The organism is Streptomyces sp. NPDC087215, from assembly GCF_044744885.1.
GTDB lineage: Bacteria > Actinomycetota > Actinomycetes > Streptomycetales > Streptomycetaceae > Streptomyces.
On sequence record NZ_JBIUZD010000002.1, the window covers coordinates 334,222 to 352,107 of the forward strand.

Annotated in this window: 11 protein-coding genes; 5 read left to right on the plus strand and 6 right to left on the minus strand. The window is 75.2% G+C overall.

Annotated elements, in window-relative coordinates; all coding sequences use genetic code 11:
* Nucleotides 1-41 precede the first annotated feature (41 nt).
* Nucleotides 42-542: a MarR family transcriptional regulator gene (locus ACIO92_RS06125; protein ID WP_366440459.1), complete on the plus strand. Its 501-nt coding sequence runs from the start codon at nt 42-44 to the stop codon at nt 540-542.
* Here ACIO92_RS06125 and ACIO92_RS06130 read toward each other — a convergent pair.
* Nucleotides 497-2,161 (minus strand): prenyltransferase/squalene oxidase repeat-containing protein, encoded by a 1,665-nt coding sequence (locus ACIO92_RS06130; protein WP_402279767.1) that lies wholly within the window; start codon nt 2,159-2,161, stop codon nt 497-499. The genes ACIO92_RS06125 and ACIO92_RS06130 overlap by 46 nt on opposite strands.
* Nucleotides 2,162-2,391: 230 nt before the next feature.
* A complete protein-coding gene (locus tag ACIO92_RS06135; RefSeq protein ID WP_402279765.1) occupies nt 2,392-2,889 on the minus strand; it encodes an NUDIX domain-containing protein in 498 nt (165 codons plus the stop codon).
* A gap of 889 nt (nt 2,890-3,778) precedes the next feature.
* Between ACIO92_RS06135 and ACIO92_RS06140 the strand changes: the two genes are divergently transcribed.
* The 4 genes from ACIO92_RS06140 to ACIO92_RS06155 all read left to right on the plus strand — a co-directional run bounded on the left by ACIO92_RS06140 (nt 3,779) and on the right by ACIO92_RS06155 (nt 11,042).
* A complete protein-coding gene (locus ACIO92_RS06140) occupies nt 3,779-5,176 on the plus strand; it encodes a cytochrome P450 (RefSeq protein WP_366440456.1) in 1,398 nt (465 codons plus the stop codon).
* 135 nt (nt 5,177-5,311) lie between these two features.
* Nucleotides 5,312-5,758: a GNAT family N-acetyltransferase gene (locus tag ACIO92_RS06145; RefSeq protein ID WP_366440455.1), complete on the plus strand. Its 447-nt coding sequence runs from the start codon at nt 5,312-5,314 to the stop codon at nt 5,756-5,758.
* Nucleotides 5,759-5,859: 101 nt separating this feature from the next.
* A complete protein-coding gene (locus tag ACIO92_RS06150; RefSeq protein WP_366440670.1) occupies nt 5,860-7,056 on the plus strand; it encodes an MFS transporter in 1,197 nt (398 codons plus the stop codon).
* A gap of 299 nt (nt 7,057-7,355) precedes the next feature.
* Nucleotides 7,356-11,042 carry a S8 family serine peptidase gene (locus ACIO92_RS06155; protein ID WP_402279763.1) on the plus strand — a complete coding sequence of 1,229 codons (3,687 nt, stop codon included), beginning with the start codon at nt 7,356-7,358 and terminating at the stop codon, nt 11,040-11,042.
* A gap of 114 nt (nt 11,043-11,156) precedes the next feature.
* Here ACIO92_RS06155 and ACIO92_RS06160 read toward each other — a convergent pair whose 3' ends face one another.
* The 4 genes from ACIO92_RS06160 to ACIO92_RS06175 form a co-directional block, all read right to left on the minus strand.
* Nucleotides 11,157-12,662 (minus strand): acyl-CoA synthetase, encoded by a 1,506-nt coding sequence (locus ACIO92_RS06160; RefSeq protein ID WP_402279761.1) that lies wholly within the window; start codon nt 12,660-12,662, stop codon nt 11,157-11,159.
* Between the two features lie 108 nt (nt 12,663-12,770).
* Nucleotides 12,771-14,015 carry an MFS transporter gene (locus tag ACIO92_RS06165; RefSeq protein WP_401240069.1) on the minus strand — a complete coding sequence of 415 codons (1,245 nt, stop codon included), beginning with the start codon at nt 14,013-14,015 and terminating at the stop codon, nt 12,771-12,773.
* 219 nt (nt 14,016-14,234) lie between these two features.
* Entirely contained in the window at nt 14,235-15,926 is a 1,692-nt protein-coding gene (locus ACIO92_RS06170; protein WP_366440451.1) for a GAF domain-containing protein, read from the minus strand.
* Nucleotides 15,927-16,033: 107 nt separating this feature from the next.
* Entirely contained in the window at nt 16,034-17,095 is a 1,062-nt protein-coding gene (locus tag ACIO92_RS06175; RefSeq protein ID WP_351789164.1) for a rod shape-determining protein, read from the minus strand.
* Nucleotides 17,096-17,886 lie beyond the last annotated feature (791 nt).

Consider the following 17,886-nt stretch of genomic DNA (forward strand, 5'->3'; position numbering starts at 1 on the left):
CAACTCAATCGCGCGTGAAGGGTCTCGCGTATCCTGAGGGCATGGAGACGCCCGCCACGGTCCCGGACGAGGACTTCCTCCGGCTCGACCACCAGATCTGCTTCTCGCTGCACGCGGCCACCCGCGCCTTCAACGGCGTCTACCGCGACGCCCTCAAGGACCTCGGGCTCACCTACCCCCAGTACCTCGTCATGCTGGTGCTCTGGGAGCACGGCGAACTGCCCGTGAAGGGCATCGGCGAACGCCTCCGCCTCGACTCCGGCACCCTGTCACCGCTGCTCAAGCGGCTGGAGGCGGCCGGACACGTCGAGCGCCGCCGCAGCCCCGAGGACGAGCGGTCCGTCACCGTGCGTCCCACCGCCGAGGGTGCCGCCCTCAGGGAGCGGGCCCTCGGCGTCCCCCGCCGCATCGCGGCGGCCACCGGTCTGCGCCTCGAAGAGGTCCGTGACCTGCGCGACCGCCTCGACACCCTGACCGCTCGGCTCGACCGGCTCGATCACCCCGCCCCGGACGGACCCGCCTCCTGTGCCTCGGACGGCTGACCGGACCGCCGCCGCGCGCCCGCCGATGCGACGGACGCGCGCGCGTGGTTCAGCCCGAGCAGCACGCAGACGTCCGTGAGCAGCGGCACGTGATACGCCAGGGGCCTCGGACCGGCCTGGTCGGGACGTGAGAGGAACCCCCCGTCGGGGAGCTGCCGGTCCAGGAGATGGCGCACCGCCCGTTCCGTCGCACCCACCGCCGACGGCAGCGCGGGCGTCCTCGCGACCCCGATCAGCGCGTACGCGGTGCTGATCGGATCGCTCGGGTCGCTCGGCACGTGCCCCCAGCCGCCGTCGGCGTTCTGGGTGTCCACCAGCCGCGCCACCGCCCGCGTCCGGGCCCGCGCGACCCCGGCGAGCGCCGGGTGGCCCGGCGCGGCGGCGAGGAAGGAGTCGTACGCGAGGACCGCGCGGAACAGGGCGTTGCTCTCGTTGAGGCTCCAGCTCCGCTCGAAGGGCCCGGCCGCCTCCTGGCGGTCCGCGACGAACCGGACCGCGTCCGCCACCACCCGCCGGTACGCGGGTTCGGGGGCCAGCGCGTTCACCGCCGCCGCCGTCATCGCCACCTCCGACGCGGTCCCCGGCTCGAAGGTGGGGAAGCCGCCGTCCCCGCCGCGCCGCGCCAGCAGGTACCGCTCGCCCGCCAGCACCTCCGCACCGCACCGCTCCGGGGCCGTCGCCCGCAGGAACTCCACGCAGTACGAGGTGTCGTCCACGTCGCTCTGGACGACGCCCCGCTCGAACCCCCAGCCCCCGTCACGATTCTGATGATCCGTCAATGCGGAAGCGAGGGCCCGGAGGGTGGGCGCGGGCGCTCCCGCCCCGGCCAGGGCGAGCCCGCCGGTCGCCGTCGCGAAGACGTCCATGCCGGTGATGAACGGCAGCCCGCCGTCCGCGCGCAGCTCCCTCCGCAGGTCCCGCGCCCGAGCCCGTACCGCCGTCGCGTACCGGGACCGGTGCCGCAGCGCGAGCAGCGCGAGCATCCGGGCGAGATGATTGCCGTACGGGGGAGGGCCCGGCAGCGCGGAGGGGGCGAGCGCCCGCCAGTCCTCCTCGGTGACGAGCCGGAGCGAACCGGTGCCGAAGGCGTGCAGGACCTTCAGCGCGGCCATCTCCGTGATCAGCCAGTGCTGCTGGCCGCGCGCCTCGAAGGCCGAACCGGGGGAGGGGACTTCGGGGAAGGGGTGGGCGCCCAGCTCGGCCAGGACGATCTGGAACATCAGACGCTTGCGCCCGGCCGTGAAGTGGTCGAAACCGCCGAGCAGCCGGGTCAGCGCGGCCGGCCCGTCCACGTACTCGCCCATCGCCGCACGGGCCGCCGCCTCCTGCAAGGGGTCCGGCGCGCCCTCGTCCAGAGCGGTCTTGAGCCGCCGGGCCAGGCGCTCCTGGGCGTCCGGGTCGGTCCCGGTCACGGTGAGCAGCCGCAGCGCGAGCGCCGATTCCAGGAGGCGGCTGTCACAGGGGGCGTGGAGCAGCCCGTCGGCTCCCGCCGCCGCCATCAGGCGTCCGGCGAGCCGGGCCCGCGCGCGGTCGAGGCGGCCGTCCGCGACCACCGTCCCCGACCGGGTCCCGGGGACGGCGAGGGATGCCCCCGCCAAGGGCGGCGCGCAGTGCGTCATGTGCGGGTGTCCTTCATGTGCGGGTGTTCTTCGTGGGGGGTGGTGCTTGGGGTGGGCGGGGTGCGAGGGGGTGGGGCGGGGTCGCTGGGTGCGGGGATGCGGCTGGTGCGGTGTGGCCGGTGTGCGGTGTGCGGTGTGCGGTGTGGCCGGTGGCCGGTGGCCGGTGGCCGGTCTGCGGTGTGGCCGGTGTGGTCCGTGGGTGTCTCGCCCGTACGGGGTGAGGGGCCGGGTCAGAGGGGGAAGAGGCGTCTCACCGCGTCCGCACCGGCCGGGACCAGGGGCGTGTAGCCGCCCGTGGCGATCGTGAGCGGGGCGACGAAACCGCACCAGGCGACCTCCTCGGGGGCGGGGCTGGGCGGCCGGTCGGCCACCCAGCGGTGGACCGTCAGGAAGCAGGCGCCGTGCGGGTCGTCCACGCGCACCCGGTACGCCTCGGTGAGACCGTCCACCGGCTCCCAGCCCAGCTCCTCCCGCAACTCCCGCAGGGCCGCCGCCCGGTATCCCTCGCCGGCCCGCACCGCCCCGCCGACCAGCACGTCGTAGTGGTCGGGGTAGGCCTCGGCCGTGGGCATCCGGCGGTAGAGGAGGACCCGGCCCGCGTGGTCGGTGCAGACGGTGGCCGCGTACCGGCGGAGCAGTCCGGGCGGCTGGGCGGTCCTGCGGCCCTGGGCGACGACCCGGTCCCCGGGGTCCACGTAGTCGATCCACTCGTGGGCGTGCGCGTTCACGTCCGCGCACGCACGCGCGGGTACGACGGGCCGACCGGACGCGGGCCGGTGCCGGACGCCGGGCCGCCCGCCGGGCCGCCCGTCCCGGCGGTGGACCGTTCCGGGAGCGACCCGGGCGGCGACCCCCTCTCGCGCGTGGTGAATCGGGCGACCGGGCAGGTGCGCGGTCCCGGCGCCCCGTGCGTCCGGCGGGGCTTCGGGGCCGGTGCCGCGTCCCGTCCGCCCCGGCCGGATCCGGTGGGCCGGTCCTGGGCGCGGGCCGACTGCGACAGCGGACGGGCCGGAGGGCCTCCGGAGGCCCCCGGGGCCATCACGACACCGCCGCCGAGGAAACCGGGAGACGTGTCGGCGGACACGGTGCCTGGCGGGCGACCGGAGCCGCCTCCGCGGGTCCCGCCGTACCCGAGGACGGACAGGGCGCGCCGGGTGCCGCCGGGCGCACCGCGCGACCTGCCGCCGTCGCCACCGCCCCGCGTGGTGCCGGACCCGGCGCCGCGCGTCCCCCCGGACCTGTGGCCGGACGTGCTGTCGGGCGTGCGACCGGACCTGCTGTCGGGCGTGCGGCCGTGCCCACGACCGGACCCGGCGCCGCGCGTCCCCCCGGACCTGCGGCCGGACCTGCCGTCGCGCGGCCCGCCGGACATCGGGAGCAGGGTTCCGCCGGACCCGCCGTCGCCACCGCCCCGCGCACCGCCGCACGGGGTGTCGGACACGCCCCCGTGGCCAGGGCCCCGCGCGCCACCGGCCGGGCCCGTCGGCGTGCCCCCCGACACCCCGTCCGTCACACTTCGCAATCGCATGATGACGTATCGTAGTGCCCTGTGCGATCTTCAGATTCCTCCCGGGGCTTCGGCGCCCCGGTGTCCGCAGGGGAAGCCGGGGCCGCCCGGTGAGCCCCAAGAGGCTTGAGGGGAAAGGGTGTTCGCGGCCCGAAGGGTCCCTCGCCCCCGGTGCCTGGCCGCTCCTCGGCCACCTCCCGTACCTCGTCACCCGCCCCCTGGACTTCCTCGGCTCGCTCCCCGCGCACGGGGACGTCGTCCGGGTCCGCATGGGCCCCCGCACCGTCCACGTCGTCAGCGGACCCGCGCTCGTCCGCCGGGTCCTCACCGACCACCGGGGCTTCGACCGGGACGGCGTCCTCTACGACAAGGTCCGCGCCGTCCTCGGCGACGGACTCGCCACCTGCCCCCACGCCGAACACCTCTGGCAGCGCAGGACCCTCCAACCCGCCTTCCACCACCGGCTCATGGACCGCCACACCGCCGTCATGACCGCCGAGATCCGGGCCCTCACCGACCGCTGGCGGCCCGGGACGGTCGTGGACGTCACCGAGGAGGCGTTCCGGCTCACCACCGCCGTCACTCTGCGCGCCCTGTTCTCCGCCGGGCTCGCCCCCGCCGCCGCCGAGGAGCTGCGCGCCGCCCTCGACGTCCTGCTGCGCGCCGTCTACACCCGGGTCGTCGCCCCCGCCGTCGACCTGGTGCCCTCCCCGGCCCGCCGCCGCTACCGCCGCGCCCTCGCCGTCTGGCACGCGGGCGTCGGCGCCCTCGTCACCGCCCGCCGGGCGGCCGGGACCGACCGCGACGACGCCCTCTCGCTGCTCCTCGCCGCCCGCGACGACCGGGGGCGGCCGCTCTCGGACGGTGAACTCGGCGACCAGGCCGCCACCTTGGTCCTGGCCGGTGCGGAGACCACCTCCTCGGTCGTCGCCTGGGGCCTGCGGCTCCTCGCGGACCATCCCGGGCCCCGCGCCCGGCTGCACGCGGAGACCGACGCGGTGCTCGACGGCCGTCCGCCCACCGGGGCCGATCTGCCCCGGCTGCCGTACGCCGGTGACGTCGTCCGTGAGGTGCTGCGGCTCTACCCGCCCGCCTGGGCCGTCGCCCGGACCGCCGTCCGCCCGGTGGAGCTCGGCCCCGGAGCCACCGTCCCGGCCGGTGGAACGGTCCTGTGCTGTCTGTACCTCGTCCACCGGCGGCCCGATCTGCACCGTGACCCGGCGCGCTTCGACCCGGACCGGTGGAGTGCGGGCGAGGTGCCGCGCGAGGCCTTCCTGCCGTTCGGGCTCGGCGCCACCAAATGCGTCGGCGAGGCCTTCGGCACGGCCGAGGCCACCCTCGCGCTCGCCGCCGTCGCCGCCCGCTGGCGGCTGACCCCGGTCTCCTCGCGCCCGCCCCGCCCGGTCCCGCGCCTCGTGCTCTCCCCGGGCCCCCAGCGGATGCTGCTCACCGCCAGGACGGGGAGGCCCGAGGGCGAGCGGGAGCCCGAGGGGCGTCCCGCCGGGTAGCGAGGGCACCGGCCCGTACGGGCCGTGCGGCCGGGCCCGTACAGCGGGGGCCGGTGCTCGGATCGCGGCACGTCAGGGCCCCGCGTTCATCAAAACGTAAGGATCGAAATCCCTGGACGCCCCTATACTCACACCATGTCCGAGTTCACTGTCCGGCGTGCCACCGCCGAGGATTCCCCGAGGCTCACCCGGCTCGTCCGGACCTCCGGCGCCTATCGCGGAGACTACGCCTCGATGGTCGAGGGGTACCAGGTCGGCGGCACCTACATCGAGCACCACTGCGTCTTCGTCGCCACCGGCGCGGACGGCCGGGTCGTCGGGTTCTACGCGCTGCTCGTCGAGGAAGCCGAGCTCGACCTCGCGTTCGTCGCCGACAGCGCCCAGGGCCTCGGCGTCGGACGGCTCCTCATGGAGCACATGACCGAACGGGCCGGGGCCGCCGGACTCCGTACCGTACGGGTCGTCGCGCACCCGCCCGCCGAGGAGTTCTACCTGCGCACCGGAGCCGTCCGCACCGGAACCGTGCGACCCGCCGGACACGTCCACTGGGACCGCCCCGAGCTCCGGTACGACATCGCGTGACCGCCACCCAGCCGCCCCCGGGACCCGGCTCCCGGCCGGAGGGGCCCGCCACGGAACCGGCGGAGCCCGGCCGCCGCAGACTCCTCGCGGACCTCACCCCGCTGCGGACCTCCCCCGACTTCCGCAGGCTCTGGTTCGGCGGCGCCGCCTCCTGGGTCGGCCAGGGCATGACGACGCTCGCCATCTCCCTCCAGGTCTACGACATCACCCGCTCGACCTTCTCCGTCGGGCTCGTCGGTCTGTTCTCGCTGGTCCCGCTCGTCGTCTTCGGGCTGTACGGCGGGGCGGTCGCCGACACCGTCGACCGCCGCAAGCTCGGCCTCCACAGCGCCTGCGGCTCCGCCGCCCTGTCGATCGCCCTCGCCGCCGCCGCGTTCGCCGGATTCCACCACGTCTGGTTCCTGTACGGGATCGTCGCCCTCCAGGCCGTCTGCGCCGCGCTCAGCGCCCCCGCCCGCTCCTCGATGATCCCCCGGCTGCTGCCGCCCGAGCAGCTGCGCGCCGCCAACGCGCTGAACTCGATGGTCACCACCTTCGGCACCCTCGTCGGGCCCAGCCTCGGCGGTCTGATCGTCGGCCTCGCCGGATACCAGACCGCGTACCTCATCGACGCCGTCGCCTTCACCGCGAGCCTGTACGCGATGTGGCGGCTGCCGTCGATGCTCCCCGAACGGACCGGCGGCAAACGGGCCTCCGTCCTCGACGGGCTGCGCTTCCTCGCCACCCGCCCCAATCTGCGCATGACGTTCTTCTCCGACTTCTGCGCGATGATCCTCGCCCACCCCCGCGCCCTGTTCCCGGCCATCGCCGTCCTCTGGTACGGCGGGGACGCCAGGACCGCCGGACTCCTGGTGGCCGCGCCCGCGTTCGGCGCGCTGCTCGGCGGGGTCCTCTCCGGCTGGCAGGGCCGCATCCGCCACCACGGGCAGGCGATCCTGATCGCCGTCGCCTGCTGGGGCACCGCCATCGCCGTCTTCGGGCTCACCCGGAACCTGTGGCTGGGGCTGCTGTTCCTCGCCGTCGCGGGCTACTCCGACACCGTCTCGATGATCTTCCGGAACACGATGATGCAGGTCGCGGCGCCGGACGAGATGCGCGGCAGGCTCCAGGGCGTGTTCATCGTGGTCGTCGCGGGAGGGCCCCGGCTCGGGGACTTCCTCGCGGGCTCCGTCGCCGGTCTGACCTCGCCCGCCGTGGCGATCACGGGCGGCGGGACGGCCTGCGTCCTCGCCGTCGGCGCCCTCTCGCTGTACGCGCGCGGCTTCCGCCGGTACGACGCGCTCGACCCGACTCCCTGAGGAGCCGGGCCGTTCATCGAATCGCCCGCCCGTCTGCCCATCCGCCTGCCCGTCTGCCCGCCCGTACGTCTGCCTGCCCTTCCGCCCGTCCGGCGCACCCGGTCCGGCTCGGTGGCCGGGTCCGCCGGACGGTCCCGAACACCCCCGATACGGCCCGAACGACCCCTCCCGGTCTGGCGGTTGACCGCCACGGCGCATAACCGCCAGGGGCGACAGGCGTCAACTCCCGCCCCAGGGGCCAAGACTCCTCGCGGCACCCGGAAACACCCCCGACCCCGGGTCCGCGAGGAGTTCGAACGATGACGTCGAGGTCCACACCCTTCGGCAGAGGCAGGGCCGCCCTGCTCGCCGCGGGCGTCTCCCTCGTGATGCTCTCGGCCGGGCAGACCGCCGCCGCCGGGACCACCGCCCCCTCCGTACCGGACACCTTCAAGAAGGCGGCGGCGAGCAGCACCACCGTCACCCTCGTCACCGGCGACCGCGTCACCCTCACCGAACTCGGCGACGGGCGGCGGACCGTCACCGTCGACCGGGCCGAGGGCGCCACCGGCGCGATACGCAGCCGGATCACCGGCGGCCGGGTCACCGTCGTCCCCGACGAGGCCCGCCCCTACCTGGCCTCCGGCGCGCTCGACCCGCGTCTCTTCGACGTGACCGGTCTCGTCGAGCAGGGCGTCACGGGCGACCTGCCGCTGATCGTCACGTACGGCAAGGGCCCCCGCGCCGCCGCAGCCCCGCGCGGTACCGAGACCGTCCGCCCGCTGCCCAGCATCGGCGGCGCCGCCGTCACCGCCACCGACCCCGCCGCCTTCTGGGGCGCCTTCACCGCCACCGGGGCCGCACGGACCGCCGCCGCCCCCGGCAAGGTGTGGCTGGACGGCCGGGTCGAGGCCGCCATGGCCGACTCCAACGCCCAGATCGGCACCCCGAGGGCCTGGGAGGCCGGACTCACCGGCAAGGGCGTCAAGGTCGCCGTCCTCGACACCGGCGCCGACCTCACCCACCCCGACCTGGCCGGCCGGATCACCGAGTCGAAGTCCTTCATCGAAGGCCAGGAGGTCGCCGACCGCGACGGTCACGGCACCCACGTCACCTCCACCGTCGGCGGCAGCGGAGCCGCGTCCGACGGCAAGGAGAAGGGCGTCGCCCCCGGCGCCGTCCTCGCCGTCGGCAAGGTCCTCAGCGACGAGGGTTCCGGCACCGAGTCCCAGATCATCGCGGGCATGGAGTGGGCCGCGAAGGACATCGACGCGAAGATCGTCTCGATGAGCCTGGGCTCCCGGGAGCCCAGCGACGGCACCGACCCGATGGCCCGGGCCGTCGACACCCTCAGCGCCGAGACCGGCGCCCTCTTCGTGATCGCCGCGGGGAACTCCGGCGCGCCCGGTTCCATCGGCTCGCCGGGCGCCGCCGACTCCGCGCTCACCGTCGGCGCCGTCGACTCCGCCGACGAGGCCGCGTACTTCACCAGCCAGGGCCCCCGCCACGGCGACCAGGCACTCAAGCCCGATCTGTCGGCGCCCGGCGTCGGCATCCTCGCGGCCCGTTCCCAACTCGCCCCCGGCGATGGCCTCTACACCTCCATGAGCGGCACGTCGATGGCCACCCCGCACATCGCGGGCGTCGCCGCCCTGCTCGCCGAGAAGCACCCCGACTGGACCGGCGCCCGCCTCAAGGACGCGCTGATGTCCTCCTCGAAGACCCTCGACGCCTCCCCGTACGCGCTCGGCGCCGGACGCGTCGACGTGCCCGCCGCGATCTCCGCGGACCTCACCGCGACCGGCTCCGCCGACCTCGGCTTCGTCTCCTGGCCGTACGAGGAGAACAAGCCGGTCACCCGGACCGTCACCTACACCAACTCCGGTGACGGCGCGGTCCGCTTGGACCTCGCCGTGGAGGGAATGCCCGCCGGGGCCGCCACCCTCGCCGACACCGCCCTCACCGTCCCCGCCGGGGGCACCGCGAGCACCACCGTCACTGGCGACGGCACCAAGGCACCGGTCGGCCGGTCCACCGGCCGGATCACCGCCACCGTCTCCGGCGCACCGGTCGCGCACACGGCCCTCGGCCTCGTCAAGGAGGAGGAGCGCCACACCCTGACCGTCCACGTGAAGGACCGCGACGGCGCCCCCGTCCCCGCCTCCCTCGCCGTCCAGCACCTCACCGAGGGCGTCGACCCCTTCCCCGCCCAGGTCGGCGAGTCCGGCACCCTCAAGCTGCGGCTCAAGCCCGGCACGTACTCCGTCGACACCTTCCTCGACGTACGCGGCTCCCACGGCCCGGACTCCCTCGGCCTCGGCTTCCTCGCCGACCCGGAGATCACCCTCGACCGCGACCGCGAGATCACCCTCGACGGACGGGGGCTGCGCGAGATCCGCGCCGAGGTCGGCCGACGCACCGAGACCCGCCAGCTCCTCATGGAGTTCGACCGGAAGGCGAACGGCGCCGCCTTCGGCGAAGCCGTCCAGGTCCCGGCCGCCTACGACTCGGTCTTCGCCGCGCCCACCCGCAGGCCCGCCACCGGCACCTTCGAGTACCGGACCGTCTGGCGCCTCGGCAAGCCGCTCCTGGAGACGGGCGTCGACGGCACCCGGCTCTCCGACACCACCCCGCAGGCCGGAACCGCCCTCCTGGAGGGCGACCACCGCCTCGGACTCGTCGACGCGGGCACCGGCACCCCCGCCGAGTACACCGGCAGGAACGTCACCGGCAAGGCCGTCCTCGTCCGCCTCACCGGAGGCGCCGACCCGACACGGCTCGCCCAGACCGCGCAGGACGCGGGCGCCAGGGCCCTGTTCGTCACCGACGACCGGCCCGGCCGCCTCATGAAGTGGTTCGGCACCGACGGCTACGAGGAGCGCCCGCTGTCCGTCGCCACCGTCAACACCGCCGACGCCCGGCGGCTCGCCGCGGCGGCAGCCCGGGGCAAGCGCGTCGACCTCACCGGCACCCGCTTCACCCCCTACACCTACGACCTCTCCGAGGGGCACCCCGGCGCCATCGGGAAGGACCTCGTCCTCCGGCCCGGCCGTGACGAACTGGCCACCGTCGACTCCACGTTCCACATGCCGACCAAGCGGAAGGAACTGGGCGGCGAGTTCCGCTACTCGATCACCGACGCCTTCCCGATCGGCTTCGGGTTCAAGGAGCACGTCTCCTTCCCGGCCCGGCGCACCGAGTACGTCTCCACCGGCACCGGCCAGCGCTGGCACGAGTCCGTCGACCTCGGCGACTCCCTCGAACAGCGCGGCGGCACCCCGTCCTACCGGGGCGGCAGCCGGGTGGACCTCGACTGGTTCGGCCCGGTCTGGCACCCCTGGCTGGGCACCGGCCTCGGCTGGGGCCAGGAGCGCACCGGCAACGACCTGCGCTTCAACACCCCCGGCTGGGGCGACTCCGGCACCGACCACACCGGCTTCGGCGACGTGTGGGGCGACGACACCATGAGCCAGTACACCGAGGTGTACGTCGACGGCGTCCGCGTCGACCGCAAGATGAGCTCCGGAGCCTACGCGTGGGACGCGCCCGCCGAGGAGGCCACGTACAAGGTGGTCACCGACACCAAGCTCGACCAGGAGCGCTGGCGGCTCGCCACCCAGGGCCGCGGCGAGTGGACCTTCCGGTCCGCCGAGACCCCGCAGGGCCGCACCACCCGGCTGCCGATGCTCAACCTCGGCTTCGACGTCGACACCGACCTGAACGGGGACGTCCGCGCCGGACGGACCCTCTCCGTCGGGATCTTCGCCGAGTACGTGGAGGGCGCCACCGGCACCGGCACCATCGGCGGCGGCACCCTGGAGGTCTCCTACGACGAGGGCGCCACCTGGAAGAAGGTCACCCTGAAGAAGTCCCGGCACGGCGCCGCCTGGAACGGCGAGCTGCGCGTACCGTCCGGCGCGGCCTCCGTCTCGCTGCGGGCCGGGGCGAGCGACGACCGGGGCGGCTCGGTGAAGCAGGAACTGATCCGCGCGGTCGGCGTGAGGTAGCGCCACCGCGCACCGGGTCCGGGCCGGGCCCCTCCGTCGTGACGGGACGGAGGGGCCCGGCTCTCCCGTGCGGGGTGCGCGATACGGGATACGGCGAACGGGGGCGTGGTGGGCTCAACCCGCCCCCGGAAGCGCCTTCTTCAGGATCTTGCCCATGTCGTTGCGGGGGAGCGCGTCGAGGTGGCGCACCACCCGGGGCCGCTTGTGCGGGGCGAGCGACTCCGCCACATGGGCGGCGAGTTCCGCGTCCGTCGGCGGGCTCCCCGGGTCCACCGGCACCACCCAGGCCACGATCCGCTCGCCCAGGTCCGGGTCGGGCTCGCCGGTGACGGCCGCCTCCCGGACCCCGGGATGGTCGAGCAGCGCGTTCTCGATCTCCCCCGCCCCGATCTTGTAGCCGCCGCTCTTGATCAGGTCGGTCGCCCTCCGGCCCACCAGCCGCACCGCGCCGTCCGGGTCCCGTACCGCCATGTCGCCGGTGCGGAACCAGTCGCCGTCGAAGGCCGCCGCCGTCGCCTCCGGCCGCCCGAGGTACCCGGAGAACAGGTTCGGACCGCGCACCTGCACCTCGCCGACGGTCTCCCCGTCGTACGCCCCGAGCACCGACCCGTCGTCGTCGACGAGCCGCAGCCCCACGCCCGCGAGCGGCACCCCGACCGTCCCCGGGCGCGGCCCGCCGTCCGGCAGGACGCTGGTGTTCATCAGCGTCTCCGTCATCCCGTACCGCTCCACGACGGTCCGGCCCGTCGCCGCCGTGATCCGTTCGTGGTCGTGGACCGGCAGCGCCGCCGACCCGGAGACCAGCAGCCGGGCCCCCGCCAGCGCCCCGGTCAGCGCCGGGTCCCCGGCGAGCGCGTCCGCGAGCCGGTGGTACATGGTCGGTACGCCGAACAGCATCGTGCCGCCCCCGGCGCCCAGTTCCCGGGTCACGCCCTCCACGGAGAACGCGCCCAGGTGCCGCAGCTCGCCGCCGCGCCGCAGCGGGCCGAGCACCCCGAGGACGAGACCGTGGACGTGGAACAGCGGCAGCGCGTGCACGAGGACGTCGCCGGCCGTCCAGGACCAGGCCCCGGCGAGGGCGTCGAGGGACGCGGCGACGGCCCGGCGGGACAGCACCACGCCCTTCGGGGGCCCGGTGGTGCCCGAGGTGTAGACGACGAGGGCGGGGGCCTCGGGATCGTCCGGCTCCTCGGGCAGGAGAACGGGCCCTGCCCCGGCCCGTACGCCGTCGGGCCCGGTCCGTACGGCATCGGCCCCGGCGGGTGCGAGGTCCACGTCGATCCGGGGGACCCCGTCGAGCCCGGCGGGCAGGACGTCGGCGGGCCCGGCCAGTACGGCGGAGGGCGTGCTGTCCCCCAGGACGTGCGCCAGCTCCCGCTCACCGGTGCGCGGATTGAGCGGTACGGCGGGCACGCCCGCGAGCAGGGCCGCGACCACCGCGACCACGGTGTGCGCGCCGGGGGCCGCCCAGACCGCGACCCGGTCCGCTCCCGCGATCCGCTCCGCAAGGGCTCCGGCGGCCCGCGCGAGGCCCCCGTACGTCAGGGTGTCCGCGCCGCAGCGCACGGCGGTCCGGCCGGGATCGGCTCCGGCCGCCAGGGCAGGGAAGAACGCACTCACCGCTCGTGCTCCTCGGTTCGTCGAGGGCGAAGGTCGCCGGGGGGCATTCTGCCGGGACGCGGTCGTGCGGTGCGGTGGGGTGCGGTGGGTGTCCCACGTCCGTGTCCGTCAGGACCCGCCGGGTGTGGCCGCCGCCGGTGTCTTCGGCGCGGGCGGCTGCTCCCCGCCCTCCGGGCGGATCCCGCGCATCCGCCCGTACGCGTACACACAGCCCGCGAGCGCCAGGTCGGACAGGAGCATGAAGCCGATCGAGTACGAGCCCTTGGCGCTGTAGATCGCTCCCATCACCAGGGGCGGCAGGAAGCCGCCGAGCCCGCCCATCGCTCCCACGATGCCCGTCACCGAGCCGACCTTGGCCTGCGGGGTGACCTGGGAGACCAGGGCGAAGACGGAACCGCTCGCCGTGCCGAGCCCGGCCGCCATGATGAGCAGCGCGACCGTGCCGCCCGGGTCCAGCGGCGGGTCGAAGGCCTGGACGATGGCGAGCAGCGCGACCGTGCCCAGCGCGACGGCCGTCACGAGCGCCGGGTGGACCCGGTCCGAGAGCCAGCCGCCGATCGGCCGGAAGACCACGGTGACCAGCGCGAACCCGGCGGCCTTGGTGCCCGCGTCCGTCGGGTCCAGCTCGTACCAGGTCTTCAGGTACGTCGGCAGGTAGACGCCGAAGGCGACGATGCCGCCGAAGCCGATCGCGTACAGCGCCGACAGCTCCCACGTCACCCGCAGCCGCCCGGCCGCGCCGAGCCTGCTCGCCAGGGACGCGGTGGGCACCGGACGGCCGGGCCGGTCCGTGATGAGGAACGTGGCGAGCACCGCGTACACCGCGAGCGCGACCGCCACCACGACGAACGGCAGGTTCTCGCCGTGCTCCGCGATCCTGGGCGTGAAGTAGCCGGAGAGCGCCACACCGCCCATGCCCATGCCGAACACCCCGAGCGCCAGACCGCGCTCGGCGGGCGGGAACCAGGAGTTGACCAGCGGGATGCCGATCGCGAACGTGGTGCCGCCGAGCCCCAGGAGGAAACCGACGACCAGCATCAGGCCGTAGCTGTCCTTGACCACGATCAACAGCAGCACGGGCACGATCGTCAGCGCCGACACCAGCGGGAACATCACCCTGGCGCCGTACCGGTCGGTCAGCGCGCCCGCCGGGACCCGGCCGAGCGAGCCGACGAGGACGGGCACCGCCACCAGCAGCGACTGCTCGAAGGAACTGAGCGAGAGCCGGTCGCCGTACCAGCTCGCCAGTGGCGCGATCAGGTCCCACGCCCAGAAGGTCAGCGCGAAGCCGACGGTGGCCAGCACCAGATTGCGGTAGGCCGCGGCGGTCGGCGGCGCGGTGTCGGTGTCCACGCGTCCAGTCAAGGCCGGGGGAGGGGCCGGGGCGCGCGGGGCTGCTCCGTAGGGATGAGCCCGGCGCGCCGGATTCCACCGGATTCCGCCGGATTCCGCCGGATTCCGGCGGAGGGTCCGCGGCGGGTGGCCTCCGGCGGGGTGGCCTGGGCGCGGACTCCGGCGGTGGCACTCCGGCGGATCGTGCGGGGCCGCCGCCCGGCGGGGGAGCGACCGCCGCTACGGCCAGGCCACCGTCGTCGGCGGGGTGCCGTCGTCCGTGACCCGCAGCCGGGCGCCTCCCGCGCCTCCCGCGCCCGCCGAGACCTCGACCGTGATCGCGCCGACCCCGGGCCGCCGGTGCGCCGAGGCCAGCGCCCCGCGCAGCACCCCCAGGATCCTCTCCGCGTCCGCCTCCTCGACGAGGGTGTCCACGGCGCCGGAGAAGTGCACCGACGGCTGGAAACCGAGCAGGGCGGAGGCCCCGCCGGTCTCCCGCAGCACCTTCCCCCGGAAGGACGTGGGCGCGTCGGCGGGCGGCTGCTGGAGCGCGAAGATGGTCGTACGGACCTCCTGGATCGTCGAGTCCAGTTCGTCCACCGCCCGCCCGAGGAGCGCGTCGTCCTCGGCGGAACCGGCCGCCCGCCGCCGGGTCGACTCCAGCATCATCTCGGTGGCGAACAGCCGCTGCACCACCAGATCGTGCAGGTCGCGCGCGATCCGGTCCCGGTCCTCGAACACCGCGAGCCGCTCCCGGTCCTGCCGCGCCCCCGCGAGGACCAGGGCGAGCGCCGCCTGTGAGGCGAACTGCGAGGCGAGCAGCCGCTCCACCGCCGAGTAGGGCGGACCGCCGCGCCGCCGGGGGAGGGCGAGGGTGCCGATGAGCCGCCCGCCGCTCCGCAGCGGCAGCATCATCGACGGGCCGAACCGGGACCGCACAGGGGTGGTCATCCGGGGGTCGGTCGCCGAGTCCTCGATGAAGACGGGCTCCCCGCCGAGGAGTTGGACGAGGACGGGGGAGCCGGGCGCGATGGTGGTGCCGACCAGGTCGCCCGGGTCGTCCGTGGTGGACGCCGCCACGATCTCCATGCCGCCCTCGGGGGTGGGCTGGAGGACCACCCCGGCGGAGGCGCCGGACAGGACGCGGGCCTGCTCGGCGACGGCCGTCAGCGCGTTCTCGGCGGACTGGCCGGTCAGCAGGGCCGTGGTCACCGCGGCGGCGCCCTCGATCCAGCGTTCCCGCTGCCGGGCCGTCTCGTACAGGCGCGCGTTGCCGATGGCGATGCCCGCCTGCGAGGCCAGGACCCGCAGCAGGGCGAGGTCCTCCTCGGTGAAGCCGCCGTCCCGCTTCTCGGTGAGGTACAGGTTCCCGAAGACCTCGCTGTGCACCCGGACCGGGACACCGAGGAAGGACCGCATCTCCGGGTGCCCCTCGGGGACGCCGGAGGAGCGCGGATCGGCCGTCAGATCGTCCAGGAGCAGCGGCCGGGGGTCCCGGACCAGGGCGCCGAGGAGCCCGGTGCGGCCGTCGGGAAGGCGGCCGATACGGCTCCGCTGCTCGTCGGTCATGCCGGAGGTGAAGAGCCCGGTCAGCCGGGGGCCCTCGGGGTCGATCACCCCGAGGGCGCCGTAACGGGCTCCGGTCAGTTCGGTGGCGGAGTCCACGAGGTGCTGGAGCGTGGTGCGGAGTTCGAGGTCCGTGCCGACGCCGAGGACGGCTTCGAGCAGCGCGGGCAGACGGGAGGGGCCGTCGTGCTCGGCACCGCCTCGGGGCGGGGCGGGCGTGCCCTCGTCGGTCGCGGTGGCCGGGTGCGTACCGGTCGCCGTGCCCTGGGCGGTGTCGGCGTCCGCGCTTTCTCCGGTGGCCGTGGCCGTGGCCGTATCCCCTTCGGCGGGAGCGCCCGCTTCCGTGTCCTCGTCCGTGATCGTCATGATCCCATTGTCGTGCGGATGGTGGGTTTTCGCCTGGAGTGTCCAGGAGGGTCCGGGAGGGTCCGGGAGGCCGTGGGCGGCCCGACGGCCGCGCCCGCGCAGGGAGTTCAGTCGTCGTCGGCCAGCGGGTCGCGCTCCGCCAGCGGGTCGAGGATCATCGGCTGGACCTTGCCCTCCAGCATCGCGCCGAGCCCCAGGACCGCGCACACGTCCGGCCGTTCGGCGATGTGCACCGGCATCCCGGTCGCCTCGCGCAGCATCTGGTCGAGCCCCGGCAGCAGGGCGCTGCCGCCGACCATCATGATCCCCCGGTCCGCGAGATCGGCCACCAGGTCCGGCGGGCAGTCCCGCAGCACCTTCCCGATGCCGTCGAGGACCGCCGTCAGCGGAGTGTGGATGGCCTCCCGGACGGCGGCGGTGTCGACCGTCACCGACCTGGCCAGGCCCGTAGCGACGTCCCGCCCGTGGATCTCGGTCCACGCCGGGCCCTGCGGGGTCAGCCCGTTGCCGCTGAGGGCCAGTTGGAGCGGCCGTACCGACTGGCTCGGCAGCATCAGCTCGTGGTGGTGGCGCAGGTGCTGGATGATCGCGTGGTCGATGGCGTCACCGCCGACCGGCATCCGTTCCGCCGTGACGATCGCGCCGAGCGAGAGGACCGCGACCTGCGTCGTGGCCGCCCCGCACACCAGGATCATGGTGGCGGTCGGCTGCTCGACCGGCAGCCCGCAGCCCACCGCAGCCGCGATCAGCGTGTCCACCAGCTCCACCCGCCGCGCCCCGAGCCCGACGAGGGTCTCGACGGCGGCGCGCTGCGCCAGCGGATCGCTGTCGTGCGGGGTGCAGGCGGCGGCCCGCAGCCGGGGCTTGCGGCGCAGCTGGCGGCGGAGCTTCTCGCCGAGGAGGTGGCGGAGCATCCGCTGGGCCATCTCGATGTCGACGACCGTGCCGCCGGAGACCGGGCGGACGACCCGGATGTAGTCGGGGGTGCGGCCGGTCATCTTCTCGGCCAGCGCGCCGACGGCGATCAGTGCTCCGGTACGGGTGTTGACGGCGGCGACGCTCGGCTCGTCGACGACGAGTCCGGCTCCCTTGACGAAGACCCGGGTGCGGGCGGCACCCAGGTCGACGGCGACATGGCAACGACGCAGCTGTTCAAGGCTGACGGTCACGACGGTTCCTCCGGAGTGCGGTGCTGGCACGGGCGAGGTGGTGCGCGGTCCTTGTTGGCATCGTCCGGCGGTCCGGCGCGCGGCGCGCGCTGGGATGAGCCGCCCGGGGGCGTCGGAGGCGGGCCGGGCGGGGGGTGCCGAAGCGGGAGAATCACGACGCACCGCCGCCGACCTGCGGTTTCCTCACGGAATCCTCACGTCGGTGCCTCCCCTTGGGCGTACGGCCCGGCATAGCCTGCGGGCCCCATGGATTACTGCCACGCGTGCCGACGGCACCTCAACGGGGCCCTCGCCTGTGCCGGGTGCGGGACTCCCGCCGAGCAACTACGGCACGAGAAACCCCACATACCGCCCCCCCGGACCGGCCCCGTCAGCCCCGACGACCCGCGAGGCCCCGGGCACCCTCGCGGGGACGACAGCCCCGTACGAGGACCGGGCGGGTTTCCCGGGGGTGGCCGACCAGTCCGCCCCGGTCGGCTTCCCCGGCCCGGCGGAGCCCGGGCCGGACCGCGAGCACGTCTACGAACTGGACGCCGTCGAGCCACCGTGCCGTCCGGCCGGGAACGGGGGCCGCCGGGCCGTACGGGGCCGGGCGGCGAAGCGCGGCGGAAGAGGGACGCGGGGCGGCAGGGGCCGTACGGCCCTGGTGAGCGGCCTGGGCCTGGTGCTCGCGGTGGGCTCCCTGGGTCTGGCGAGGCTGACCCTGGAGGACCCGGCCCCGACGGGCGCGGCGACGGCGGTCGAGGAACTGGACACCACGACGGAGCCGCCACCGCCCGATCCCGTGGAAC

Excerpts from the sequence above, each read along its gene's own strand:
- ACIO92_RS06125 (WP_366440459.1), top strand. The coding sequence starts at position 42 with ATGGAGACGCCCGCCACGGTCCCGGACGAGGACTTCCTCCGGCTCGAC.
- ACIO92_RS06130 (WP_402279767.1), bottom strand. The coding sequence starts at position 2,161 with ATGACGCACTGCGCGCCGCCCTTGGCGGGGGCATCCCTCGCCGTCCCC.
- ACIO92_RS06145 (WP_366440455.1), top strand. The coding sequence starts at position 5,312 with ATGTCCGAGTTCACTGTCCGGCGTGCCACCGCCGAGGATTCCCCGAGG.
- ACIO92_RS06155 (WP_402279763.1), top strand. The coding sequence starts at position 7,356 with ATGACGTCGAGGTCCACACCCTTCGGCAGAGGCAGGGCCGCCCTGCTC.
- ACIO92_RS06170 (WP_366440451.1), bottom strand. The coding sequence starts at position 15,926 with ATGACGATCACGGACGAGGACACGGAAGCGGGCGCTCCCGCCGAAGGG.